Here is a 23,578-nt window from a genome sequence, read left to right as displayed (position 1 = left end):
TCCTTAAGAAAAATCTCATTGAACCGGTACGTTTGGCTAATCCATTAAATGACATGCAACAAAATGATCATCAGCCAGCCCTTTTTTCACCTCTGGCTCCACTGTTCTGCAAATATCCATACATGCAGGACACCTCGTATGAAAACGGCACCCGGAAGGCGGGTTAACCGGACTCGGCAAGTCTCCCTGCAGGACAATCCGCTCCCTTCTCAGCCTTGGATCCGGGACTGGCACAGAAGATAGCAACGCTTTTGTATAGGGATGCTGGGGATTTGAGAAAATGACATCCTTCGGGCCCGATTCTACGATGGTGCCAAGATACATGACCCCGATGCTGTCGCTGATATGTTCGACTACACTTAAATCATGAGAGATAAATAGATACGTAAGATTAAATTCAGTCTGCAAATCCTTTAATAAGTTCAGGATTTGAGATTGAATGGAAACATCAAGAGCGGATACGGGTTCATCAGCTATAATGAGCTTTGGCTTCATAATCAGCGCCCTGGCTATGCCGATCCGCTGGCGCTGGCCGCCGCTGAATTCATGAGCATATCGGTCAGCATGGTGTTCTGTCAGTCCAACGGTTTCCAGCATTTCGCTGACTAATCTATTCCTTTCCGCTTTTGATAGTTTCGTATGAATCACAAGAGGTTCGGCAATTATCTCTCTTACTTTCATTCTTGGATTAAGAGATGCATAGGGGTCCTGGAAGATCATCTGCACCTTTTTTCTTACCAATTTCAGTTGTGATTCTTTCTTTTGTGAAATTTCTTCGCCATCAATCCAGATTTCACCTTGGCTGGGAGTCAGCAGCCTTGAGATCAGCCGTCCTGTTGTAGACTTGCCGCACCCGCTTTCTCCAACCAGACTGTATGTCGTTCCCTGCTCGATGCGGAACGACACATCATGAACGGCCTTTAATGATCTCTTTTTGGCAAACATGCCGCCCGGAAGCGTGAATGACTTCTTTAGCCCGTTTATTTTTAGCAGTGTCTCAGGCATATACATTCTTCCTCCCTTCTTCAATCATCCAGCAGCTGCACTTTCTCCCATCTCCCAAATCAGTTGCACCCGGCTCTTCCTCCAAACAAATAGCCATGGCTTCATTGCATCTTGGAGCAAACTTGCAGCCCTTTGGCATATTGCCGGGGTCTGGCACATTTCCTTTAATGGATGTCAGTTTATCCTTCCTCTGGCCGATCTTTGGAACAGAACCTATCAGTCCTTTCGTATAAGGATGCTGCGGGCTTTCAAATAAATCGAATACATTCGCTTCCTCTACTACCCGGCCTGCATACATGACGGCTACCCGGTCACACATTTCCGCCACTACACCCAAATCATGGGTTATTAATAAAACGGACATGCCTTCCTCCCGCTGCAGCTGTTTCATCAATTCAAGTATCTGCGCCTGAATCGTTACATCCAGTGCAGTCGTCGGTTCATCTGCGATTAGAAGCTGAGGATTGCAGGACATGGCCATGGCAATCATAATCCTTTGCCGCATCCCGCCAGACAGCTGATGGGGAAATTCATAAACGATTTCTTCCGCCCGGGGGATTCCGACTTTCTTTAAAATAAAAATCACATGCTCCTTTGCCTGCTTTTCGTTTAAATCAAGATGCAGCCGGATGGGCTCCAGCAGCTGTTCCCCTATTTTCATGACGGGATTTAAGGAAGTCATCGGCTCCTGAAAGATCATGGCCATTTGCTTTCCGCGGATTTTTCTCATTTCCCTCTCTGATTTATGAGTAAGATCCTCGCCTTTGAAGGAAATGCTTCCGCCCGATATTTCTCCGCTTGTGCCTTTAAATAATTTCATGATCGACAGGGAGGTTAAACTTTTGCCGCAGCCGGATTCCCCTACGAGCCCGAGTACCTCTCCTTTATTGATATGAAAATTGACCCCCCGCAAAATTTTCAGTTTTTCCTTATCCTTTGTAAATTGCGTCTCCAGCTCGTTTACCTGCAATAGCTTCTCCATTTTTTTCAATCTCCCTTACTCATTCTTCGTTTTAGGATCCAGGACATCCCGGAGCCCATCTCCGACAAGATTGAAAGCAAGCACGGTCAAAAAGATCGCTAATCCCGGCATCATGACAACATGGGAAGCTGTTCCTAAATAATCACGGCCAAGGCTGAGCATAGCACCCCAATCCGGTGTTTCAGGACTGGCACCGAGACCCAGAAAACTCAAACTGGAAGCCGCTAAGATTGCCGTTCCAATTCTCATCGTAATAAAAACGATTAAGCTCCCAAGCGTTTCAGGGAAAATGTGTTTGAACATAATCCTCCGATGTGAGGCTCCCATTGATTTCGCCGCTTCCACAAAAACGGTCTCTTTCCCCTCTAATGTCGAGCCCCTCACCAGTCTTGCAAAAGATGGGATGCTGAAAATGGACACGGCGATCACCACATTCGTTAATCCCGGTCCTAAGATGGCCACAATGGCGATTGCCAGCAGCAGATCCGGAAACGCAAACATAACATCACTGCCGCGCATAATAAGCCGATCCAGCCAGCCGCCAAAATAACCGCTCATTAGCCCAAGAATGATTCCTCCAGCCGCTCCTAAAAAAACAGCAAGAAAACTGACACCAAGCGAGATTCTTGCACCGACGAGCAAGCGGCTGAAAATATCGCGGCCGTATTCATCCGTGCCTGCCCAATGTTCATTGCTTGGACCCTGCAGCGTCGTATTATAATCAGGCTCATACGGATCATAAGGTGCAATATAGGGCCCAATGATGGCGATGATGATTAGCAGCAGTATAAAAATGCTTGCCCCAAATGCCATTTTTTGCTTTTTCCAATTCTTAAAGAATTCTTTAACAGGTGAGTATTTTTTCTTTGGAATCACTGGGGTATAGGCATTAACTTCTTTTATGATTTCCATGATTCCCCTCCTCTAGGAAACGTAGCGTATCTTCGGATTCAGCATACTGTACATTATATCTACGATTAAATTAACAAGAATGAATTCGATGGAAAATAGCAAAAGCTCCGCCTGAATGACTGGATAGTCCCTGAAGGCAATGGAGTCGATCAGCAATCGTCCCATCCCCGGAAAACTAAATACGGTTTCAACTACCACTGATCCCCCAAGCAGGAAGCCAAACTGCAGCCCGGCAATGGTTACGACAGGGATTAAAGAGTTTCTAAGTGCATGTTTTGGAATAACTACAGATTCCTTTAACCCTTTCGCTCTACCCGTCCGGATAAAATCGGCTCTTAACGTCTCAAGCAAAGACGACCGGGTAAACCTGGCAAGCATGGACATGATTCCGGCACCTAAAGTGAGGGAAGGCAATATATAGCTTTTCCAGCTCTCGGCTCCGCCTGTTGGAAACCACCCGAGCTGGACAGAAAAAATCTGAATAAGTATCAAACCAAGCCAGAACCCCGGCATGGAAATTCCCGAAACTGCTGTGACCATCCCGAGATAATCCGGCCATTTATTTTTGAATACCGCTGATAATGTTCCTATTAACAAACCTAGCACCAACGCCCAGCCCATACTCATGAAAGTTAAATAGATGGAGGGCATAAAACGGTCTGCAAACATCTCTGAAACCGGAAGGCCTGTTTTTAAGGAAGTGCCTAAATCTCCTTGAAATAAATTGCTCATGTATGTAATGTATTGATCCCAAATCGGTTTATCCAGCCCCAGTTCTGCCCTGATGATAGTGACCTCATCAAGAGTTGCATCCTTTCCGGCAACTAATCTGGCAGGATCTCCGGGAATTAAATGAGTGAAGAAAAAGATTAATATGGAAACAATAAATAGGATCGGGATCATTTCCAGGATTCTCTTCAAGATATATTGAAGCAAAATGAAAACCCCTTTCTTAGAAGGAAGAGGCATAGGATATCGTCAGCCTTTGCCTCTTCTGCTTGCCTTGCTTTTACTTAAGATTGGCGTCTGTCACATTAATTCCGCCTGTTGGAGAAATGAAGACACCCTCGACATTAGACCTTGAACCTGCAAGGATCTCATCTACGCCTAAGAAAATCCAAGGTGCATCCTTGTAGATAGTTGATTGAATATTGTTGTAGATTTCTGCCTGCTTGTCAGGATCTGCTGTTTGATTAACCTCTGTAATCCACTTATCTACATCATCATTTTTGTAGTATGCTGTATTCGCTCCATCCGGCGGGAATGAGCTGCTGCTGAACAATGGCTTCGTTGCATTGGTCGTGTCGGATGGATATGCAGACCAGCTGACATACCACATTTGCACCTTTGCTTCTTCCGGTGTCTGAGCTCCATAAATCTCATCTGATAATGTGCCTTCTTCCATTGATTTAATCTCAACGGTAATCCCAATTTCTTTTAATTGCTGCTGGATAAACTGCATTCCCTTCAATGTGTCGGAATTGGTGTTGCCCCATATTTCAGCTTTGAAGCCATTTTCAAATCCAGCCTCTTTCATCAATTCTTTTGCTTTCTCAATGTTGTGATCATAGGTTTCCTGTTTGGAGTAAAACTGGGTTTTGCTTGGAATAATCGAGTCCAGCGGCAAGCCGTAGCCGGAATTGACAACACTTATAAAAGCCTCTTTATTCACAGCATAGTTAATGGCCTGGCGAATTCGAACGTCATCATACGGTTCTTTCATCGTATTGATGGATACATACCGGGCAATCGTGGAAGGAATTTTATGAATTTCAACGTCTGAATTGCTTTCCAATTCCTTTAAGTTTTGTACTGGCGCTGGATAGATCACATGTGCTTCGCCTGTTTTCAGCATAGCTACACGAGAGCCATTTTCTGGAACAGGCTTGTACGTAATCTTTTTCACACGATCTGCCTTATTCCAATAATCATCGAATCTTTCAACTGTTAAATGGTCCCCCTGAACCCATTCCACAAACTTGAATGGACCGGTGCCGACTGGTGTTTTGCCGATATCGCTGGAAGAGTCATTGATCAGCTTCGGGCTTAGGATTTTAGCGGAAACAAATCTTGTCAGCATACCAGCATATGGTTCTTTTAAAGTGACTATAATTTGAAACTCATCAATTACATCAATGCTGGTAATAAGATTAAATCCACGGCTGTTTAAACGAAGGCTTTCATCCTTCATAATCCTTTCAAAGCTGGTTTTAACCGCCTCGGCATTAAACGGCTCCCCATCATGGAAGGTAACACCCTGACGAAGCTTGAAAGTATATTCCAGTGCATCATCACTGACACTGTATTCCTCAGCCAGCTGCGGAATGATTTGTCCCTCTTCATCCGATCCCAGCAATCCCTCCAGCATAGCCGTCTGAACGGAATTTGAATTCGTATCGCCCGTATTATGCGGGTCCATTGAAATAAAGTTCTCATTAACAGCAATGACTAACTCCTGATCCTTGCCGCTTGCTGATTTCCCTGAATTCTCCTTTTCAGAAGTTCCGCCGCTTTCCTCGCTGGAACAGCCAGCCAGTAAAATCACAGACATAAAAGCAACAAACAGCATTTTCCACACATTTACCCTACTCAAATTGCTTTCCCCCTTGAACAATTTTGTCTTTTTTGCTTTTCTCAGTTGTTTAATCTAAAAGAGTTTAAAACCGACAATTATTTTCACCATGTTATTAAATATGTAAAATATTCTATGTACTATAGCTATATAAAGGTTTTTTACATATTATTTTCTCCACTGATGAAAATAATTAAATTCATTATAGATTGATAATCTTGTAATTTCAATAGTCAATTCAGAAAATTTTATATTTTTAATTTTTAACCAGGATTTCTTCTATACTTTTCATAGATTCACAGAACATCAAATTTGTGAATAGTGAGAGTCGTCATGTACAGCAAAATATAAAAGACCAGGCGCATCATCGCCTGGTCAAATATTGCATATTTACTATACTGTTTTCAGCTTTCTCTTTATCTTCGCAGCAAAGACTTCAAGGATAATTGCAACGGCCAGAATAAAATAAGTAATAGCCCCGATTTCCCTCATATCCAGATAAAAGCTGCTTGCCATGAACATATCAAATCCTATTCCTCCGGCCCCTGCTGCTGCCCCCATGGCAACCGCGACTGCAAAGTTAATCTCAAAGCGGAGGAATGTCCAGGAAATCATATAAGTAATGGAAGATGGGATAACCGCTTGAAAGGCAACCTGCCACCAATTGGCTCCGCTCGCCTGCAGCGCTTCAATCACTCCCCTATCCAATTCTTCAAAGGACTCTGAATAAGCTTTGATTAAATAACCGATCGAGTGGAAGGTCATTCCTATCACAGCAGCTGTACTTCCCAGACCGGCTGCAACCGCAAAGATCAGGACCCACAGGACGGTCGGCACGGCTCTAATAAAGGCAACCATACTTTTAATGACTATAGAAACCCTTTTCGAAGACAGATTCTCAGCCGCCAGCAATCCGAATAGGACTGCAATTATGGCTCCAAACAAGGTTGTCAGAAAAGCCAGCCCGAGAGTGATCATGACTTGATAAAGGGCATGTCCAAAGGAGAAATGCTTCAAGTGCGGTTCAAGGAATATGGTTTTTAAATTGGCGAATGTGCCGAGAAGCGCATCCATAAAGTCCAGTTCCTTATAATCAAAGCTGTAAAAGGCATAGACTGTCAGCACAGCGAGAATAAAGAGAGTTAATCTCGTCACAATGGCCGCTTTGTTCAAAGGCTTAACCGGCATTCTTTTGCCAAGCAGATGATCGGCTGATGCTGTTACATTACTCAGCTGTTCCTTCACCTCCATTACAATATCACCTTCCTTACATAATTGGATGCATATTCGATCAATAGGATAGCAGCAATAATGACAACAACGACCAGGCTTGCTGTGTCATAAGCCAGACTTTTATAGTATAAGTTGAATGTAAAACCGATTCCGGATCCTGTAAGCAGTCCAATTAATGTGGCACTGCGGATATTCGTTTCAATCATGAACAGAATCCAGCTGATTAATTGCGGAATGCTTGATGGAATCACCGATTGAAAGATGATGGAAAAGTAGCCTGCACCTGTTGCTTTTAACGCCTCCACAGATTCCCCGCTCACTTCATCAATTGTTTCGGTAAAAGCTCTGGTCAGGAATCCAAATGATCCAAAAAACAAAGCAAAATAGCCAGTTAGCGCGCTTTGTCCAAATGAAAACAGCAAAATCAATGCCCATGCGGCAACATCGATGTTACGAAAGACAGTGGCAATTCCTCTTGTAATCGCTCCAAAAAAGGGATTTATCTTTGTTGTATTCGAACCGAAAATGGAAAACAATAGTGCGAATTCCGCAGCTGCTGTCGTGGCCGCAATCGAAACCAGGAGTGTCTCCTGCAGCTTTTCAAGAATAACTGGCAGCTTTTCTAAGGATTCTGCGGTTGGATAAAAGTTCGCCATTCCCCATTGTATGGCTTTGGGTATAGAAGCAAAACCCTTTAAAGCATTGTACTCAGTAATGATCATAGCAAGGATCGTCACGGCTCCAAGGAGTAAAAGGAAGGCAAGTGTGTTTCGCTTTTTCTTAGCAAAAATATCAGCCTGCATGGATGCCTCCGATGTCAAAGATTAAATCTTCCGCTTCCGATCCATATATTCGCTTAATGTCTTCAGAAGTCATTCCTTTAGCCGTTCCGTTATATACTGCCTGCCCCTTGTTTATGCCGATAATGCGATCAGAATATTTGATGGCCACATCAACCTGATGAAGATTTACAACAACGGTAATGCCCATCGTTGCTGAAATCTTCTTCAAATAATCCATAATCACTTTCGCCGAATTAGGATCAAGAGACGCAATGGGTTCGTCGCACAAGAGCATCCGAGGATTTTGGATAAGCGCACGGGCAATGCCGACCCTTTGTTTTTGCCCGCCGCTTAATTGGTCTGCACGCTTATAAATCATTTCGTTCAGGCCTAGCACATTCAAAATCTGGATTGCCTGCTGCTTTTCCTCTTTGCTGTAAAGTCCCAAAACGCCAGCCAATGTTGATTTGGTTCCCAATTTTCCGTGCAGAGTGTTCTCGATTACCGATAATCGATTCACTAAGTTATAGTGCTGAAAAATCATGCCAATTTTGGTGCGGACCTGTTTTAATTCTTTTTTCTTCAGGTCCATTACATGGAGATCCTGGAAGCGGATGTCTCCGCCTGTAGCATCAATCATGCGGTTGATGCAGCGGAGGAGAGTTGATTTCCCTGCTCCTGATGGGCCGATAATGGAAACGAACTCCCCTTCCTGAACTGAAAAGCTTATATCAGTCAATGCTTTCGAATCTTTGCCAAATTGCTTTGTAAGGTGATTAACTTCCAATAATGCCGTCATGAGTTAACCCCTCCTATCCAATTGTTTTATATGCTTTAACGGGCAGTCCAGACTTCTTAAAGGACATATAGTAAATAAATATTTCAACTGCCGATAAAATTAGATTGTTCAACCGGCCATCAGCAGGGGATAAGCCCTCCCCGCTGATGGAATTCAATTTATTTTGCAAGCTCACGGATCGGGTTGAACCACTCGTCTTCTACTTCAACCAAACGCTCATTTCCGGACTTCCTGCTGAATAACCCTGAAAATTCGGAGTCCTCCGGAACGAAGATTTTTTCGTTATTTGCCACTTCATCCGATGTCATGATTTCAAGCAGCTGTGTTTGGTCTTCTTCACTCAATGTGCCGGAATTAATTACAAATGGTGCGTTTAAAACAGGAGTTACTGAGATTAAGCTGAATTCTTTTCCGGCAACCGTATTCAATGGCTCAGCTGCATCATCTTTAACTTTGTAAACTGCGCCCTGCTTATTCACTTCACCTTCTGCCAGATCCACATAATTGTTCACACATGTATCACAGAATGCCGCTACATCCGCTTTGCCAGTTAATAGATTGACAGCAGAACCCTGGTGAGAGCCTCCAAATAATACTTCATTGAAGAACTTGTCCTCTCCGCCTTCAAGCAAATCCTCAGCTGTCAAACTCTTAAACTCTTCTTTTTCGCTGAAATAATCAGTAATGCCTGTAGATGGAACCTTGAATCCTGATGTGGAACTGTTCGAAACAAAAGAGAATTTCTTTCCTTGAATATTGTCTATGGCAAACTCCCCGCCGTTTTTGTATTCATCTGCATTTTCCTTCTGAACAGCCAGCCAGCTGTAATACACAGCGTCCTCCAGGGTGCCTGACTCGCCGCTTGGAACAGCCAGCGGAAGGACCTTTTCATTCTTGTTATGTGCTTCTATGTATCCTTGTGCACCAAGGAATGCCATATCTGCGTTGCCGTTCGCAATCGCTTCAATAGCCACAATATAATCAGTCGTTGTTTGATGCTCAACTTTTTTGCCTGTTTTTTCTTCTATCAGTTTCCCAATTTCGTCACGTGCTTCTCCTAAATCAGCGCCTGATTCGTTTGGAAGCCAGGCGATCGTCAGTGTATCGTCCTTTTCTGAGTTTGCTGTAAACGAGCAGCCTGCAAATACAACGGTCATCACAATTGATAGCAAAAATAGAGCCATTTTCTTCATGATTATTCCCCTCTCTTATTTAGAAAAGTTTTTATAATCCCATCGACCTAACTATAGCGAAAAAATATTAATCTACTGATAAGGCATTATGAGTAATCATTAAGCACTGGTAAAGAATTAGTGAGACAATGTAAATACACCATTCTGCATGTTGTATTCCTGATCACATAAGTTGTTCATAAATTCAAGATCATGGAAGATTCCAAGCATTGTCGTGCCTTCATGCATTAATTGCTCTATTAAGAATTTCACCTTCATTTTAGATTCATAGTCCAGGCTTGCAGTCGGTTCATCCAAAAGAAGCAGTCTTGGCTTCTTGACCATCGCCCGGGCAATGTTCAGCCTGAGTTTTTCCCCGCCGGAAAAGGTGGCAGGATAGCTGTCCCATAGCTCCGGGTCCAGCTCGAAATGCGAAAGGATCCGCTCTGTCTCTTTCTCAGCATGAACTTGCTCCCTTCCCATTTCAACAATGGCCTGCATTACAAGCTGCCTGGCAGTCGTTCTTGGCATAACATTCAGAAATTGAGAAACATAGCCAATTTCTTGCTTGCGCAAATAAATCATCTGTCTATTTGTTGCCTCAGCCAAATTGATAGGCCCGAACTTTTTGGAATTGTACCAAATGCTCCCTTCCTGAAGGCTGTAGGTTCCAAAAATGCATTTCAATATCGTCGATTTTCCGCTTCCGCTTTTTCCAGTAATCCCGATGAATTCTCCTTCTCTTAACCTGATATCAATGCCGCTCACTGCATGGATATTTTTCCCGAGGTTATGAAGGGTAAATGATTTGGACAGATCCTTGATTTCCAATAGATTCTCCACCGATCCACCTGCTTTCTCCCAAAGTAGTATTAAATTCTGTAATTCGTTTTTTGGATCAGCTTCCCATCAACGAATACGCCAGTAATTACCGGAAAATCGTCTGCCAATTTTTCAATGATCAAAAGGTCTGCTTTTTTTCCTTCTTCGATTGAACCGATTTCCTCATCCATATTCACTGCTTTTGCAGGATTAATGGTGACAAGTCTGATCATTTCTCCAAGGTCCTTCCCATAATTCCTTGCCAGTTCAAAAATGGAATGAAGCATAGCAGCCGGATAATAATCACTGCACAATATATCAATCGAATCATTTTGAATCGCTTCTGCTGCACCCAGGTTTCCGCTGTGGGAGCCTCCGAGCAGAACATTCGGTGCTCCTGCTACCGTATACATGCCAAGCTCCTTCGCTTTATACGCTACCTCCTGAGTTATTGGAAATTCGCTGATTGTCGTGCCGAAGCTCTTCACCAGCTCGATTTTTTCAAAGCTGTCATCATCATGTGAAGCAACTGCAATCCCATGTGCATGCGCGTGCTCGGCAATGTCCTTCATATCTTCGACAGAGAGCTTTTCTTTTGTTTGGTGATTTCGGATTAAAACATCTATAGCGGCATCGCTCATACTGTTATAGCTTTTAACGGTGTTCCGATAGATTTCCAGATGACGATATTGGCCCTGTCCTGGTGTGTGATCCATAAACGAAATCAAATGCACCTTATTTTCACTGATGTAGCTTTTGAGGTTCTCGATTTCATCCACATTATCAATCTCCAACCTTGCGTGGAAACGGTGGCGTACAAGATGCTTTGTACTGTGTGTCTCATCTATAAGGTCTATGAGCTTTCTGACATTTTCCGGTTCCCGAATCGGCTTGTATGCATATTCTGTTTCTTTATAGAGGGAAAGTGAATGGAACATCGTTGTGATCCCATGGGATATGAGCTCCTTCTCTGCTTCCCTGAGGCTTAAATGAAAGTTCATTAAAGACGTTGGCCTCGGTGCTGCCATATGTTCAATATAATCGGAATGTATATCGATAAATCCCGGTGAAACATACGCGCCCGCTGCATCTATCACCTCCAGGGATTCTTCAAATTTCATTTCTCCCTTTGGAGCAATTCTGCTGATCCGATCATCCTCTATCAGAAGATCGTATCCTTGCAGAATAGTATCCTCTGTAATTAGTTTTCCGTTTGTAATGACGTACAAGTGTGCTTCCCCCTAATTTCAAATGAGATTTTTTTCCGATTAGCTTAAAGAAGCGAATGAACCAAGCTTTGAGTAAATGGAGCTTGAGGGTCTTCAAGTATTTGATCTGTCAGCCCCTGTTCAATGACCTGTCCCTCCAGCATGACCAAAGTTCTGTCAGCCAGCATCCGAATAACACCCAAATCATGTGAAACCAGCACAATGCTAATATTCATTTCCCGCTGCAGGCTCTTAATCAAATCCAAAACACTAGCCTGTACGGATAGATCCAATCCCGTCGTAACCTCATCCAAAAGGAGAATCGGCGGCTGATTAGAAAGAGCCTTGGCAATTTGCACACGCTGCTGCATCCCCCCCGAAAAATTCTTTGGAGCTTCTTTCCGGCGATGGACAGGAATATTCACCTTGCTGAGCAATTCTAATCCCCTGGCTTCCATCATTCCCGCATTCCTGCTGCCCGCTGCAATCAACTTTTCGGCAATATTTCCAATCGAAGAAAAGTCGATTTTCAATCCCAATAAAGGGTTTTGATAGACTTTCCCCATTAAATGGTTGCGGATATACCGTTTTTGCTGGGAAGACTCCTTAAAAAGATTCTTCACCCCATTCTGATAGGAAGAAATATAAGCTTCCCCTGAGGTCGTTTCCTGGTCAAAGTACAGGCATTGCATTAATGTGGACTTGCCGCTTCCGCTTTCCCCTACAATCCCAAGCACCTCTCCCGGATAGACATCGAAGGACACATCCCTGCACGCATACACCGTTCCGCACACACTGCAGTAATTTTTGATAAGGGTCAAAGGCTCAGGGGTCCTGCAATGATCACAGCCAGGACCGAATTGCTTGTTTAAGTTTTTAATAGATAAGACCGGAACCTCAAATTCAGTCATTTAATTCACTCCTGCCTTTTCAGCTTCGTTTACAATTTCACAGCAATAGCTGGTATCATTGCATTGGTAAAACGTCTCTCCCGTTGCCTCATCGATTAGTTCGTCAAGGAACACTCCCTCAGACCCGCATAATCTGCAGCATTTATCATGAAAGCTTTCCCCTTCAAACGGATAATCTTCAAAATCGAGGGAAACAATCCTCGTATAAGGTGGAACTGCATAAATCTTCTTCTCCCGTCCTGCTCCCAGTAAAATAAGTGCTTCGTTTTCATTCATTTTCGGATTATCAAAGCGCGGGATCGGGCTTGGTGCCATAACATAGCGGCCGTGAACCATGACCGGATGATCTGCACCTGTTGTCATGCTTCCGTATTTCATGATCTGTTCAAATAGCATGAGCCAGGCACCGCTGTATTCTTTTTCCGCATGCAGCTTTTTCGTCTCATGTTCACTCGGTTCAAAATAACGGAGCGGTTCAGGAAGCGGCACCTGCAAAACAAGAATTTGGTCCGTCCTAAGCGGCACCTCAGGAATTCTGTGACGTGATTGGATGATGGTTGCCTGGGAGGTGTGATCCGTTATTTGGACACCAGTTGTATCCTTTACAAGCTTTTTGATGCTGACTGCATTGACAGATTCATCTGAGCCCTGATCTATAACCTTCAATACATCCTCTCTTCCAATCAGTGAGAGTGTCAGCTGCAGGCCGCCTGTCCCCCAGCCCCTTCCAATCGGCATTTCCCTTGATGCAAAAGGAACCTGATAACCCGGGATGGCAATCGCTTTTAATGTGGCTCTTCTAATCTCCCGCTTCGAACCTTCGTCAAAGAAAGCAAAATTATAGGCGTTATTCATATACTTGCACCTCTTCCTGTTCTTCTGCTTTCGCTTTTGTCTTTCTCACACTGTCAAGCTTTGACTGGAACGTTACATAATGCGGCATCTTCAAGTGTGATATAAAGCCGGTTGACTCCACAGAATCAATGTGGAGGAGGACAAATTCCTCATTATGGCTGGGAAAGCTATTATCAGGATGCTCGAGGCAATTATCCAGAATGCCCATGGCGATCGCTTTCGTCTCATTCTGTCCGAAGCACAATCCATATCCGATTTCAAACTCTAATTCCTTTTTGCCTTCTTCTTTTTCGGTCATGAACGGCATCAGCATTTCTGCTTCTGTTGCTTTAATCTCGCCAATGTAATATTCATCTTCATCACTGCAGGCTTCATTCGTAGGTCCCACGTATATTGGCAGGCTTCCTGTTCTCAGCTCTCCGACTGTCGGATGGAGCGCTCCATAGCCTCGGATAACCGCATAGGCCAGTGAAGTAACCGCTCCAGTCTCTCCTCTTGTCAGAATTTGCAGGCGCTGGCTTCGGCTTGATGGAAACTCAAGGCTTTCCCTCGTCACATCATCCGGCTCAGCATCATTGTTTTCAAGTGGAGGAATCAAGCCTTCTTTCCTTAAATAATCAAGCACCTTCGGCAAGACGAGGTCAGGTGCATGCTGCTGTTCTATATTTGGGCTATTTTCCAGAGCATAAGCTGAAAGCCATTCTCTTACCGTCACTTCCGTTTCTTTCATTAAATTGAAATCCAGAAGCCGGTGGGTGTAATCAGTTGTAGCCCCCAGGATCTGTCCGCCGGGAATATCCTTGAAGCTGGCTGAAATCCGGCGTTCCACCTTCATGGCCCCGGTTTCAATGATTTTCGAGCAGTACTTTCGCTGCAGGGTCGAGCGGTATGCCCGAAGCAGGAATACTGCTTCTTCCGGATTCCCTTCAGCCTGCTTGATCGCTAATGCAGCAAGCTTTTCACTATATAAGCTGCTTTCTGACATCACCTGATCGATTAACCCTCTCATGCCTGCTTCAATCTGTCCGGTTCTCAGCACTTGCTCCTTATGCAGCCTTTCGTATTTCAAGCGTTTAATCGACTCTTCAATGGCCTGTGTCCCGCCTTTTACTGCTACATAACCCATTGTTCCTCCACCTCCCTGCATACTGTTATTTGAGTCGTTCTTGGCAGTGATAAAAGCTGATGATTACGGTCCACGAATACCAGATCAACCCCGGTTGGATACTCTTTATTTTTTTCACTTCTTCTTTCAATCCAATTTCCTGTCAGGTCTATACTGATTCCTGTGCTAGTTTGAATGCCAGGCCCTTTTAAAAGCAGGTCATCACCGGCCGTAATCGCTCCTGTTTCTGCTATAATCACTGCGGATTTGTGCGGGTTTAGGAACGTGCCTGGATTCGCATTTTCAATGGCATCTTCCAGCGAGCCTGCCCAGGCATCCTTCAGGAGAAATAAATAATCGGCCTGATCCGCTTGCACCGCTTTTGCGAAAGTTAATTGATTTAGTTCATTTTCAACTGCTGCAGCCTCACTGCCATACACTTTAAACGTCACCTCAGGATCAAGCAGCGTTAGTGCCAGCAGTAAAATCGAGCTGGAGCAGCCGGCAGCATTCTCTTCATCAAGCATCGCTGCCTCCTTGCCCAGGTCTGTTATCAGTCCTGGTCTTGAGGAGCTATCAACTAATTTTCTATAAACAGATTGCAGGTCATGAACAATATCTAATTTCAAAGCCTGTTCCTCCTTCTATTAAACATCCATCGTTTCAAAGCTGACTTTTGTTTTTAAAATCGCTTCATTTTTTGCTTTTCTTTTTTGATCTATATAGTACTTTTCAATTTCGAGTATCCCGGCCCATGGTTTGGTCTCAGGAAGATCCCCTAGAAATGCCGCGTCAATCACGGCAAGATGATAAGCCAAATCCGGATGATCTCCTTTCACAATCCCCATGCCGATCTTTCCTTCCACCTTAGCCTTGCATTCTGTGACAAGCACTTCTCCTAAATAAAACAGGCTTTTCCTGGAAGTCTCCCGCACCTTTATCATCACAAGTCCATTTTCAGGCTCCTGTATGACAGATACTGAATATTTTTGCTCAATTTCTTTCGCTAAAGATTTTGCCAATTCATGTGAACCTTCAATTAAAATTTCTGTTCGCTGTTTTCTTTTCACCTTTTGGCCTCCATCTGTTTTTGTTCTGCATCTTAAATCTATCTTGTTGCCAAGCTGGCGGATGTTAAAGAAGTGTAAATTATGTAAGAGTTTTATTAACCTGATTGACGCTCCAAGCCATATTTAAATTAAATAAGTAAAGCAATCGCTTCTATACTTAATTCTCGAGAATTCCAGCACTGTTCCCGTCTCCTTGTCCATGCAAAGGGACTCCAGCAGCAAAAGCGGAATCAAACTCGAGCATTGCAGGATTTTCCGTTCAAATTCATTCGGGAAAACCACACTCAGCTGACTTTGGCCCGATGAGAATTCTTTATAGCCTTGCGTTTTGTAATAATGGAAAATAGAGGTGATCCCGGGTCCATCCCTATCAATTTGCGGAAAAACGGATTTGGCTGCATAAGACGTATGCAAGGCTATCGGGCAGCCGTCCACGATTCTTAGCCTGGAAATTTTATAGACTTCATCCTCCGGATCGACTTTTAGAGCATGAAAGACTTCAGAATCAAACTGGATTTTTTCACAGCAAATATTCTCTGACCTAAAGTCAAACCCAAGCTCATTCATCTTTTCACTAAAGCTGATATCCCCTGTTAAAATCAGCGGAATCTGCTGCTTCCTATTTTGGACATAACTGCCTCTTCCCTGCTTTGAAAAAATGAACCCCAGTTCCTGCAATTGCTCATACGCTTTCCGTACAACCATTCTTGGAATCCTATATTGATCTGAAAGCTCATTCTCAGAAGGAAGCTTTTCATTCGGTTTGTACTTCCCTTCCTTTATTTGTGTAATCAGCTCATCTACCAGCATCATTTTTTCACTCATACAGTCGCCGCCCCTTTCGAAATCAAGAAACAATTTAAGTCTAATGAATGAATTTAAATGGAAAGTTACGTAATTGTAATATTTTTATGAATATAAAAAAGACCCAATCTTTTTAATGACTGGGTCTTTGTAAGTCTGTATTCAACTTCCAAATTTCCTGATAAAAGCTTCGGTATCATTTAATTCTTCAAAATGGGCTTCAAGCTTCTCCCTTGGCCAATCCCACCACGCAATTTCTAGCAGTTTTTCAGCTGTCTTTTCAGAAAACCTTCTTTTTAATGGCTTTGCCGGCACGCCCGCTGCAATTGTATAGGGTTCAACATCCTTTGTAACGACTGCACCGGAGCCGATGACTGCTCCCGTGCCAATTTCAACACCCTTCATGATGATGGCACCGTGCCCAATCCATACATCATGGCCTATTTTAACCCGGTTTGTACGGCGCCACTCAAAAAATTCATGATCATCCTGATCGCCGAAGCCATAGTCGACTTTCCGATAGGTCATATGGTGCTGAGTCACCCGGTCCATCGGATGCTGGACAGGATTAATGCATGCATGAGAAGCAATGGAACAGAACTTGCCGATTTCTGTATAGTTGACTGTTACATCATCCATCGTATAAGTGTAGTCGCCAAATTTCGATTCGATAATTTTATTTCTTTCTCCAATTGACGTCCATTCTCCCGCATAGCTGTCAATGATGAAGCTGGATTGATGTACAGCAGGAGAAACAGAGAGCTTTTCATCCTTTTTTGGTTTAAAAATCATTGACATGTGCAGATCCACTCCTTTTTTAATGTGACGCCTATTAACGCTGGCTTTTCAGTCTCTTCCGTCTCGCCGCTAATTCATGCACTCTCTCCACCCCCGGAGACATGCTGCCCAGCACAACCGGTTTCTCACCGTAAGCACCATGAAAGTCGGAACCTCCAGTCATGGTTAATCCATATTGTATGGCCAGTTTCCTTGCCACTTCTTCATGCTGTACACTGTGAAGGGGGTGCCAGACTTCTATCCCCTGCAGGCCGGCTTCAGCCAGCTCAGGCACCTTTTCAAAATTCCCGTATTGGCCAGGGTGGGCAAGCACAGGCACACCGCCAGCTTCAAGAATTGCCTCAACAGCAAGTTTCGCATCCACATATTCCATCGGGATAAAGGCGATGCCTGGCGATTCTCCTTTTTGACCGCGGCTAAATAATTTTTTATAAAGTGAACCGTAAATGGAATCAGCATATCCAGCCTCTATAAGAGCTTCCATGATATGCTGCTTGTAAACTCCGGTTCCTCCCTCAGAAAGCTCCAGACAGCGGGCCCATGTAATGCTGTAGCCTGCTGAAATCAGTCTTTGTACCATTTCAAACGAAAGCTTATGCCTCCGCTCAATGATCGGCTGGCACAGCAATTCGATTGCCTTATGCCCAGGTTCGATAAAAAAGCCCAGTATGTGAACCCGGCGACCCCTGTCAAAATCAAAAGCAGAAATTTCAATACCAGGGATCACCTCCACTCCATACCTCTTCCCTCTCTCAATTGCTTCCTGCAGCCCTTTTGTCGTGTCATGGTTCGTGATGGCCAAATGTGTAACTTCATTGGCAATGGCCAGATTCAATACCTCATCAATCGATAGCGGGCAATCAGAAACATTCGTATGGCAATGCAGCTCTGCTTTCATCTCGATTCCTCCTATTCAAAGCCTTTTTTTCTAGAATAACTTGGTGCCAAGCCAGATAGGTTAATAGAATGTAAATTTCTGTTAAGAGTTTGTAATTTCATCTTTTAGTAAAAGTGCGGCATGAAAGCAACTGACCGATATATTAAAATTCTGACTGATAAACTTCCGAAAGTGTCCGATATCCCCATTTCTACTAGACTAGATGAAGAGCAAATTTATTTAACGGATAACTTTAAAAAAAACAGCTATTTTTCAAAAAAACCTGCACAAAATAGGGCCAACTTCAAAAATGTTGGCCCCTTTCTTCTTTGTTATTTCGTTTTGCTGCTGTCTTCCTGGTTCTCTGACAGCAATTCTTTTGTTGAGCTTTTGAATTCCCTCAAAGTCGAGCCGAATGCCCGGCCAATTTCCGGCAGCTTCGATGGACCGAAAATGATAAGTGCGATAACTAATACTAGTATTAGTCCTGGTATACCTATATTTTGCAGCATCTTCATCCCTCCTGCTGAGTATTGTTACTAACCTTCTAGATTAAACGGTTTCTGCGGCAGCCAATGTTTTCGTCTTCCCTAAAGCTCTTAAAGGTCTTTTACATACATTCCCATAAGCATCCATTGCATGCACTTCAATTTGATAGGCTGTATTGGCCTGTAATCCTTCAATGGTTAACGTTAACGGATTTGGCACAGGATCTTTATAGAATTCCGAGAAAGCAAGAAATTCCTTCACAACTGCCTCTGTATTTGCATGCCTTACCACTACCCTGTAGTCATGAACCAGCAGATCATCCTTGGCTTGCGTAAACATAATGGCCATGGCAGTGGCTGATGTCATTTCATGATTAATAGATAGCATTGCATCTTTTGTAAAAAATGGCGCTTTCTTATCTCTGTCTTCTGTGTAAACAAATTGCTGCTTATTTGCCGGATAGCTGATTTCAAACGGATCTCCAGTCCAGTCATTATGATGAATATCACGGCGCTTAATCAGCACCTTATTATTATGCACCTCTACAACTAATGCCTGATTCAGAACATCTGCACCCTCAGGCACTTCCCCTTGAATTCTGCCGGCATCCAGCCACAAATAGGCGCCGGTTGAAGTCCCGATTGAAGTAAAATCCTTCTGGTGAATGATTCTCGGGTCATCAAGAGGATAGTGGGTATGACCGGAAAATGAGATGACTTGCGGATATTCCTTTAAAGTGTTGTAAAAAAGGTCTCTATTCTGATTAAAGCCCCATTCACTTCCATAGATCGTCCTTTTAATCGGCTGATGATGAAAGACAAAAATTGGCTTCTTCCAATCATCTTCATGCGCAATCTTCAGCTGCTGACCCAGCCAATTAATTTGTTCAGCGGAAAAGGTGCCCTCTGTTAATCCATCTTCTGTTCCGAGAATGATAAAATGGTAGCCTTTAATTACTTTGTGAAAGCGGATAGATTCCATGCCTGTTTTTGATAGGAATCGCTTTTGAGCCTCAGATACTGATAAGCCATTCCAATAGTCATGGTTCCCTATGGCAAACATCGGAACGGCACCTGGCTGTTTGTGGACATTATAAGCTGACATGAACTTATCGAATTCCGATTCATATCCATAATCTGTTAAATCTCCCACAACCACAAAAGCATCCTGCTTCGGTACAGCCTTATTTAATTGCTCCAGGGTAGTTATAAACTTTTCAAGTGTTTTATTGCTGCTGTTATGGATATGAATGTCACTGATAACCGGGAAAACTAAGTCAGGTTTACCAGCAGAATTCATTATCGAAGCAGAAGAGGCTGCGCTTGCTGTAATTACATTAAGAGAGTTAGCAAAAGATATTCCGATAGTTGCACTTGCAGCTAAGGTCGTTTTCTGCAAAAAAGCGCGGCGGTCCATTTCTCTTGAAAAAATATTACCATCTTTGTCTGCATTCCGAATTTCTTTCATGATTTATAAGCTCCTTCATCAATTTTTCAAGATTTCTATAAAACACTGCAGGTTCTGTTTAGCCTATTTTTTCTCCAGCGGCAGAGGATCCATGCTCTGGTCGTTGGCAGTTAAATCAATTCCGTAGTCTTTGGCAAAAACCATATGTGTATCGGCCAAAACACCATCATGATTTTCATCTAAATTAAATACTCTCGCTCCACGAAGTCTGTTTCTTTCGGGGCCTGAAAGACCGTAAGTGCCAAAACCCGTATTTCCGGCATATCCAAGCAGAATTCCATAGTAGTTTCCGCAATATGTATTAATATGGTCATGGCCGCAGAATACTCCTTTCACATCCCCCCTGTCGAGCATGGCTGTAAACAAGCCGCTGTTGATTGGGCCGGGGCACTCATCTTCATTCCGCTCTCCATTAATTTGATGCCTTGCAACAGCCAAATCATGCCCTGCCTGTGTACGGCCATCCACACTGCCCCACCACATAAAACGGTGCTCCCATAGAGGAATATGAATAAATACAAGAGAAGGAACTTTATAGCCATAGCGCTTTTCTATTGCTTTCGATCTTTCATAATACCAATTGACCTGATTAAATCGCAGCCAATCCCATGTTGGATAGCCCTTGAAATCCTGGCCGGCGATTGTTCGAGGGGCATATCTTCCGCTGTCTAAAAGCCAAAGATTAAAGGCCGCCTTATTCCCTTTCGATTTTTTGATTAATAGATTCATATTTCCTGTTCCCGTCAGGCCTTTTTCTCCAGGAGTATTCATATTATGCTTATATTTCATATAGAACTTAAGCATACCGCTCTCATCCATGCCGCTCTTTGGAGTTGAATCCTCATCATGATTTCCAAACGTAGCCGCCCAGCGGATCTTTCTTTGTTCCATTGGCTGGACAACATTATTCATCGCTTGCATCATTTCTAATTCAGTGTCACACCCGCCTGTTATATTGTCACCATTTAAAACGACAAAATCAGGCTTCTCAGAATCCAGCACATTTTCCATCAGCTGTATAGTCCGTCTGTCGATCCGTTCATCATCCTGCGTATCATTAAATTGTACAATTTTAAATTTCCCATTTGAGTTGAAGGAAAGTCTCGGCCCTTCCAGCTTTTCACTTATCTCTTCCGCCTGGACCCTGCTTTCGAATAAGTCTCCTGGTAAACCTGCGGCTGCCATGGTTAAAGCCAGAGTCCCTGCTCCTCCCGCTTTAATAAATGTCCTTCTGTCCATTCCTTTGCTTTCATTTTCTTTCTTCATCAGCCTTACCTCCATGAATTGATCAATAATTTTTCCCTACGGTTAAAATCCTAGAGTAAATCTATTAAAGAAGTATTAATATCAATAGATTGTTTAGTAAAGAAAACAAAGGCAAAAAGATAAACAAAAAATTATTTTCTATTATTCATCGGAGATTAATAGGAGGGAAGTATGAAATTCGGGACTTTCCTCTCTTTGTATTCTTTTGTTTTCCTTTCTGTTTTAAAACTTTTAAATAAATTAATATTTTTAACCTCAATTTTTAAAACTTCATCCCTATACTTATCCATAACATGAAAGCGGGGGCTGCTATTAATGAAAAAAGGGATTGTTGAGGAAAGGCACATGAGAATTATCAGGGAATTAGAAATAAATAATAAAGTGAGTGTAGCGAAGTTCTCCAGAAAATTAAGTGTAACGCCTGAAACAATCCGGAGTGACTTGAGACGGCTTGAGAAGAGAAACAAATTGCGGAGAATTCATGGAGGAGCGATAGGCTATTTTGGCTTAGAGAAGGAGCAGCAGTTAAATAAACGGATTGGTATAGGCCTTCCGGTTAAAAAGAAAATTGGTGAAGCTGCCGCAAGCTTTATTTCCGATGGAGAAACAATCGTTTTGGATGTCGGCTCCACAACTCTTCATATTGCCGGTTCGATTGAAAATGTTGAGAACGTTACGATCGTAACCAATTCCCTGGCTGCCGCAGATGTATTAAATACGAGAATGGAAAATAAACTGTTCAGTGGCAAGGTCATTCTGATTGGCGGGACCGTGAATCCCCTGCAGCGCTCAACCTCAGGTTCACTAACTAACCAGATGCTGGAACACTTTTACTTTGACAAGGCCTTTATCTCATGTGGAGGAATGAGCCGCGAAGGAATCTGCGATTATAATATGGATGAAGCTGCTGCCTCCTCCATCATGATCAAAAGATCTAAACAGGTTTATGTGGCAGCCGATTCCTCAAAACTGAATCAAAGGGCATTTTTCCATATCAGCCCTTTTTCAGCTATTGATTTTGTTATTACTGATGCAGAATTGCCGCAGAATTGGCCGGAGGAAGAAATCAAGTTCAATGGGCTAAAATGGGTGAAGGTATATACATAAAATCAAAGTCAGTCATCGGCTATGCGTTTTGTCATCTCTATCCAGATTGTTTATTTCCTTTTAAAAAGGAAACATTAAAAACATATATGATTAAGGGAGGCAATTTATATGAGCGAAAATACCCCGCAGGATGTAAACCGCATTCAGGAGGAAGCACAAAAACAGGATCGGGAAGCGAAGAAAGCCCAGGAAGTTGTGGATGACGCCATTTCCAAAATGACTCCGCAGCGGCAGTACGAAAAAGAAAAGGAACAGAATAAGCGATAAAAGACAAAGCCTTATTCCTGTCGGCCAGCAGGAATAAGGCTTTCTTCATTATCGAATTTTTATGTACACACCTTCCTTTGCTTTTTCATATGCTTTTTGTCCTCTGTTTTTAACGTCTTCTGAGAGCTTTGATGCTCTGATCAGCTTGCTGTTAATCAAAACAGATGGGTCAATCAATCTTATTTTGCCTTTGAAATGTATATCGTAGTCTAACTTGTCTTCTTGTGCGGTGACCTTATGATCCATCTTTTCAAGAAGACGCTTCACTTCCTGATCCCCTGATTCCCTTAATTTCACTAATACCTCTTCATCATTGCCAAGCAAATCATCCAAATGAATAAGTTTTTTTTCGAGAGATTTTTTTAGAGCCTTTGCAAGTGTATGATTGGCAAAAATATTTAAGGGTTCCATGAAGAACTCAATAACTTCTGTATAATAAGTTTTGACGAACCACTCAGCTGCCTGCAAGTCAGAAATATAAATTTGCCCGTCAACAACGATCATATGCTTTAAAAAGCATTGTGCCTCATCTAGAGAAATATAACCGTATCGGTACATGTCCCTCAACGTGTAGTCCAGCCGGTCTGCACAAAGTTCAGGTGCAGGCTGTTCTAATAATGTCCATTGTGAATCATCAAAAAGGATGCTTTCATAATCAAGGTGATGCCTTTTCAAAATAGCCGGGATTTCAGACTCAAGAACAACTTGCTCAAAAATATGCTCATGATAATCTTCTGCTTCATTTTTAAAACCCCATCGACTACGTGGGAAAAGGCAGTATGAGAAACATCATGAAGCAAGCCGGCAATCTGCTCTTCCACAGAACCGCCCAGTTTCCTCACTAACAGCATCACACCTAATGAATGATCGTACCTCGTTATATTCCATTTTTCATTTACAAGATAGCTCGCTCCGCCCTGGTGAACACCCTTTAATCTTTGCACCGGTCTGCTGCTGATTAATTCCTCCAGCACTTTTTCAAGCTTGTATTCTCCATATAGCTCATCTTTAATTAGCATAAATCCTCCTGGTTTGATAAATATCTACCTACATTATATATGTATTAAGGAGAAAA

24 protein-coding genes and 1 pseudogene are annotated in these 23,578 nt (G+C 43.0%); 2 read left to right on the top strand and 23 right to left on the bottom strand.

Annotation, left to right across the window (positions count from 1 at the left end; translation table 11 throughout):
- Nucleotides 1-36 precede the first annotated feature (36 nt).
- From AC3WTL_RS02125 to AC3WTL_RS02020, 22 genes are all read right to left on the bottom strand, one after another.
- The gene (locus AC3WTL_RS02125; RefSeq protein ID WP_197249525.1) at nucleotides 37-1,005 is read right to left on the bottom strand and encodes an ABC transporter ATP-binding protein; all 969 of its coding nucleotides are present in this window, start codon (nucleotides 1,003-1,005) and stop codon (nucleotides 37-39) included.
- On the bottom strand, nucleotides 998-1,987 hold the full coding sequence (locus tag AC3WTL_RS02120) for an ABC transporter ATP-binding protein (protein ID WP_492368877.1): 990 nt from the start codon (nucleotides 1,985-1,987) through the stop codon (nucleotides 998-1,000). Before AC3WTL_RS02120 ends, AC3WTL_RS02125 begins: the two co-directional genes overlap by 8 nt.
- Before the next feature lie 15 nt (nucleotides 1,988-2,002).
- Nucleotides 2,003-2,899 carry an ABC transporter permease gene (locus tag AC3WTL_RS02115; protein WP_048007855.1) on the bottom strand — a complete coding sequence of 299 codons (897 nt, stop codon included), beginning with the start codon at nucleotides 2,897-2,899 and terminating at the stop codon, nucleotides 2,003-2,005.
- Between the two features lie 12 nt (nucleotides 2,900-2,911).
- Nucleotides 2,912-3,835 carry a glutathione ABC transporter permease GsiC gene (gene gsiC, locus AC3WTL_RS02110; RefSeq protein WP_492368876.1) on the bottom strand — a complete coding sequence of 308 codons (924 nt, stop codon included), beginning with the start codon at nucleotides 3,833-3,835 and terminating at the stop codon, nucleotides 2,912-2,914.
- Between the two features lie 73 nt (nucleotides 3,836-3,908).
- Nucleotides 3,909-5,492 carry a glutathione ABC transporter substrate-binding protein gene (locus AC3WTL_RS02105; protein ID WP_492368875.1) on the bottom strand — a complete coding sequence of 528 codons (1,584 nt, stop codon included), beginning with the start codon at nucleotides 5,490-5,492 and terminating at the stop codon, nucleotides 3,909-3,911.
- Nucleotides 5,493-5,864: 372 nt separating this feature from the next.
- Nucleotides 5,865-6,722: a PhnE/PtxC family ABC transporter permease gene (locus tag AC3WTL_RS02100; protein WP_492368874.1), complete on the bottom strand. Its 858-nt coding sequence runs from the start codon at nucleotides 6,720-6,722 to the stop codon at nucleotides 5,865-5,867.
- Nucleotides 6,722-7,507 (bottom strand): PhnE/PtxC family ABC transporter permease, encoded by a 786-nt coding sequence (locus AC3WTL_RS02095; RefSeq protein ID WP_492368873.1) that lies wholly within the window; start codon nucleotides 7,505-7,507, stop codon nucleotides 6,722-6,724. The genes AC3WTL_RS02100 and AC3WTL_RS02095 overlap by 1 nt, the downstream gene beginning before the upstream one ends.
- Nucleotides 7,497-8,285 (bottom strand): phosphonate ABC transporter ATP-binding protein, encoded by a 789-nt coding sequence (phnC, locus tag AC3WTL_RS02090; RefSeq protein ID WP_248347924.1) that lies wholly within the window; start codon nucleotides 8,283-8,285, stop codon nucleotides 7,497-7,499. Before phnC ends, AC3WTL_RS02095 begins: the two co-directional genes overlap by 11 nt.
- A 158-nt stretch (nucleotides 8,286-8,443) precedes the next feature.
- Entirely contained in the window at nucleotides 8,444-9,478 is a 1,035-nt protein-coding gene (gene phnD / locus AC3WTL_RS02085) for a phosphate/phosphite/phosphonate ABC transporter substrate-binding protein (RefSeq protein WP_197216498.1), read from the bottom strand.
- 117 nt (nucleotides 9,479-9,595) lie between these two features.
- Complete coding sequence (locus AC3WTL_RS02080) at nucleotides 9,596-10,300, bottom strand: phosphonate C-P lyase system protein PhnL (protein WP_197216505.1); 705 nt, start codon at nucleotides 10,298-10,300, stop codon at nucleotides 9,596-9,598.
- A 29-nt stretch (nucleotides 10,301-10,329) separates the two neighbouring features.
- Complete coding sequence (gene phnM, locus AC3WTL_RS02075; protein ID WP_197216507.1) at nucleotides 10,330-11,508, bottom strand: phosphonate metabolism protein PhnM; 1,179 nt, start codon at nucleotides 11,506-11,508, stop codon at nucleotides 10,330-10,332.
- Nucleotides 11,509-11,552: 44 nt separating this feature from the next.
- The gene (locus AC3WTL_RS02070; protein WP_197216515.1) at nucleotides 11,553-12,398 is read right to left on the bottom strand and encodes an ATP-binding cassette domain-containing protein; all 846 of its coding nucleotides are present in this window, start codon (nucleotides 12,396-12,398) and stop codon (nucleotides 11,553-11,555) included.
- Nucleotides 12,399-13,253 carry an alpha-D-ribose 1-methylphosphonate 5-phosphate C-P-lyase PhnJ gene (locus AC3WTL_RS02065; RefSeq protein WP_492368872.1) on the bottom strand — a complete coding sequence of 285 codons (855 nt, stop codon included), beginning with the start codon at nucleotides 13,251-13,253 and terminating at the stop codon, nucleotides 12,399-12,401.
- The gene (locus AC3WTL_RS02060) at nucleotides 13,246-14,379 is read right to left on the bottom strand and encodes a carbon-phosphorus lyase complex subunit PhnI (RefSeq protein ID WP_492368871.1); all 1,134 of its coding nucleotides are present in this window, start codon (nucleotides 14,377-14,379) and stop codon (nucleotides 13,246-13,248) included. Before AC3WTL_RS02060 ends, AC3WTL_RS02065 begins: the two co-directional genes overlap by 8 nt.
- On the bottom strand, nucleotides 14,367-14,987 hold the full coding sequence (phnH, locus tag AC3WTL_RS02055) for a phosphonate C-P lyase system protein PhnH (protein ID WP_492368870.1): 621 nt from the start codon (nucleotides 14,985-14,987) through the stop codon (nucleotides 14,367-14,369). Before phnH ends, AC3WTL_RS02060 begins: the two co-directional genes overlap by 13 nt.
- Nucleotides 14,988-15,005: 18 nt before the next feature.
- The gene (gene phnG / locus AC3WTL_RS02050; RefSeq protein ID WP_226617660.1) at nucleotides 15,006-15,428 is read right to left on the bottom strand and encodes a phosphonate C-P lyase system protein PhnG; all 423 of its coding nucleotides are present in this window, start codon (nucleotides 15,426-15,428) and stop codon (nucleotides 15,006-15,008) included.
- Nucleotides 15,429-15,551: 123 nt separating this feature from the next.
- Entirely contained in the window at nucleotides 15,552-16,253 is a 702-nt protein-coding gene (locus tag AC3WTL_RS02045) for a GntR family transcriptional regulator (protein ID WP_492368869.1), read from the bottom strand.
- Nucleotides 16,254-16,394: 141 nt separating this feature from the next.
- Complete coding sequence (locus AC3WTL_RS02040; protein WP_492368868.1) at nucleotides 16,395-17,030, bottom strand: DapH/DapD/GlmU-related protein; 636 nt, start codon at nucleotides 17,028-17,030, stop codon at nucleotides 16,395-16,397.
- 34 nt (nucleotides 17,031-17,064) lie between these two features.
- Entirely contained in the window at nucleotides 17,065-17,928 is an 864-nt protein-coding gene (locus AC3WTL_RS02035; RefSeq protein ID WP_492368867.1) for a PHP domain-containing protein, read from the bottom strand.
- A 311-nt stretch (nucleotides 17,929-18,239) separates the two neighbouring features.
- The gene (locus tag AC3WTL_RS02030; RefSeq protein ID WP_053435217.1) at nucleotides 18,240-18,419 is read right to left on the bottom strand and encodes a twin-arginine translocase TatA/TatE family subunit; all 180 of its coding nucleotides are present in this window, start codon (nucleotides 18,417-18,419) and stop codon (nucleotides 18,240-18,242) included.
- A 40-nt stretch (nucleotides 18,420-18,459) separates the two neighbouring features.
- Nucleotides 18,460-19,863 (bottom strand): metallophosphoesterase, encoded by a 1,404-nt coding sequence (locus AC3WTL_RS02025; protein WP_492368866.1) that lies wholly within the window; start codon nucleotides 19,861-19,863, stop codon nucleotides 18,460-18,462.
- A gap of 63 nt (nucleotides 19,864-19,926) precedes the next feature.
- On the bottom strand, nucleotides 19,927-21,129 hold the full coding sequence (locus AC3WTL_RS02020; protein ID WP_492368865.1) for a metallophosphoesterase: 1,203 nt from the start codon (nucleotides 21,127-21,129) through the stop codon (nucleotides 19,927-19,929).
- A gap of 315 nt (nucleotides 21,130-21,444) precedes the next feature.
- Between AC3WTL_RS02020 and AC3WTL_RS02015 the strand changes: the two genes are divergently transcribed.
- Both AC3WTL_RS02015 and AC3WTL_RS02010 read left to right on the top strand, forming a co-directional pair.
- Entirely contained in the window at nucleotides 21,445-22,236 is a 792-nt protein-coding gene (locus AC3WTL_RS02015) for a DeoR/GlpR family DNA-binding transcription regulator (protein WP_492368864.1), read from the top strand.
- A 108-nt stretch (nucleotides 22,237-22,344) separates the two neighbouring features.
- Nucleotides 22,345-22,503 carry a DUF1682 domain-containing protein gene (locus AC3WTL_RS02010; protein WP_163140746.1) on the top strand — a complete coding sequence of 53 codons (159 nt, stop codon included), beginning with the start codon at nucleotides 22,345-22,347 and terminating at the stop codon, nucleotides 22,501-22,503.
- 48 nt (nucleotides 22,504-22,551) lie between these two features.
- Here the strand turns inward: AC3WTL_RS02010 and AC3WTL_RS02005 are convergent.
- Nucleotides 22,552-23,522, bottom strand: a pseudogene (locus AC3WTL_RS02005) (HD domain-containing protein).
- Between the last annotated feature and the right edge of the window lie 56 nt (nucleotides 23,523-23,578).

It is taken from the genome of Cytobacillus sp. EB106-05-05-XG126 (assembly GCF_058791715.1).
This window is presented reverse-complemented; position numbering and strand designations above follow the sequence as displayed.

What these genes read in the sequence shown, in the direction of transcription:
- AC3WTL_RS02010 (WP_163140746.1), top strand. Translation starts at nt 22,345, where the DNA reads ATGAGCGAAAATACCCCGCAGGATGTAAACCGCATTCAGGAGGAAGCA.
- AC3WTL_RS02045 (WP_492368869.1), bottom strand. Translation starts at nt 16,253, where the DNA reads ATGAGTGAAAAAATGATGCTGGTAGATGAGCTGATTACACAAATAAAG.
- phnD (WP_197216498.1), bottom strand. Translation starts at nt 9,478, where the DNA reads ATGAAGAAAATGGCTCTATTTTTGCTATCAATTGTGATGACCGTTGTA.
- AC3WTL_RS02100 (WP_492368874.1), bottom strand. Translation starts at nt 6,722, where the DNA reads ATGGAGGTGAAGGAACAGCTGAGTAATGTAACAGCATCAGCCGATCAT.
- AC3WTL_RS02040 (WP_492368868.1), bottom strand. Translation starts at nt 17,030, where the DNA reads ATGTCAATGATTTTTAAACCAAAAAAGGATGAAAAGCTCTCTGTTTCT.
- AC3WTL_RS02020 (WP_492368865.1), bottom strand. Translation starts at nt 21,129, where the DNA reads ATGAAGAAAGAAAATGAAAGCAAAGGAATGGACAGAAGGACATTTATT.
- AC3WTL_RS02030 (WP_053435217.1), bottom strand. Translation starts at nt 18,419, where the DNA reads ATGCTGCAAAATATAGGTATACCAGGACTAATACTAGTATTAGTTATC.
- AC3WTL_RS02035 (WP_492368867.1), bottom strand. Translation starts at nt 17,928, where the DNA reads ATGAAAGCAGAGCTGCATTGCCATACGAATGTTTCTGATTGCCCGCTA.
- AC3WTL_RS02120 (WP_492368877.1), bottom strand. Translation starts at nt 1,987, where the DNA reads ATGGAGAAGCTATTGCAGGTAAACGAGCTGGAGACGCAATTTACAAAG.
- AC3WTL_RS02095 (WP_492368873.1), bottom strand. Translation starts at nt 7,507, where the DNA reads ATGCAGGCTGATATTTTTGCTAAGAAAAAGCGAAACACACTTGCCTTC.
- AC3WTL_RS02065 (WP_492368872.1), bottom strand. Translation starts at nt 13,253, where the DNA reads ATGAATAACGCCTATAATTTTGCTTTCTTTGACGAAGGTTCGAAGCGG.
- AC3WTL_RS02070 (WP_197216515.1), bottom strand. Translation starts at nt 12,398, where the DNA reads ATGACTGAATTTGAGGTTCCGGTCTTATCTATTAAAAACTTAAACAAG.
- AC3WTL_RS02015 (WP_492368864.1), top strand. Translation starts at nt 21,445, where the DNA reads ATGAAAAAAGGGATTGTTGAGGAAAGGCACATGAGAATTATCAGGGAA.
- AC3WTL_RS02125 (WP_197249525.1), bottom strand. Translation starts at nt 1,005, where the DNA reads ATGCCTGAGACACTGCTAAAAATAAACGGGCTAAAGAAGTCATTCACG.
- AC3WTL_RS02115 (WP_048007855.1), bottom strand. Translation starts at nt 2,899, where the DNA reads ATGGAAATCATAAAAGAAGTTAATGCCTATACCCCAGTGATTCCAAAG.
- phnC (WP_248347924.1), bottom strand. Translation starts at nt 8,285, where the DNA reads ATGACGGCATTATTGGAAGTTAATCACCTTACAAAGCAATTTGGCAAA.
- AC3WTL_RS02025 (WP_492368866.1), bottom strand. Translation starts at nt 19,863, where the DNA reads ATGAAAGAAATTCGGAATGCAGACAAAGATGGTAATATTTTTTCAAGA.
- AC3WTL_RS02060 (WP_492368871.1), bottom strand. Translation starts at nt 14,379, where the DNA reads ATGGGTTATGTAGCAGTAAAAGGCGGGACACAGGCCATTGAAGAGTCG.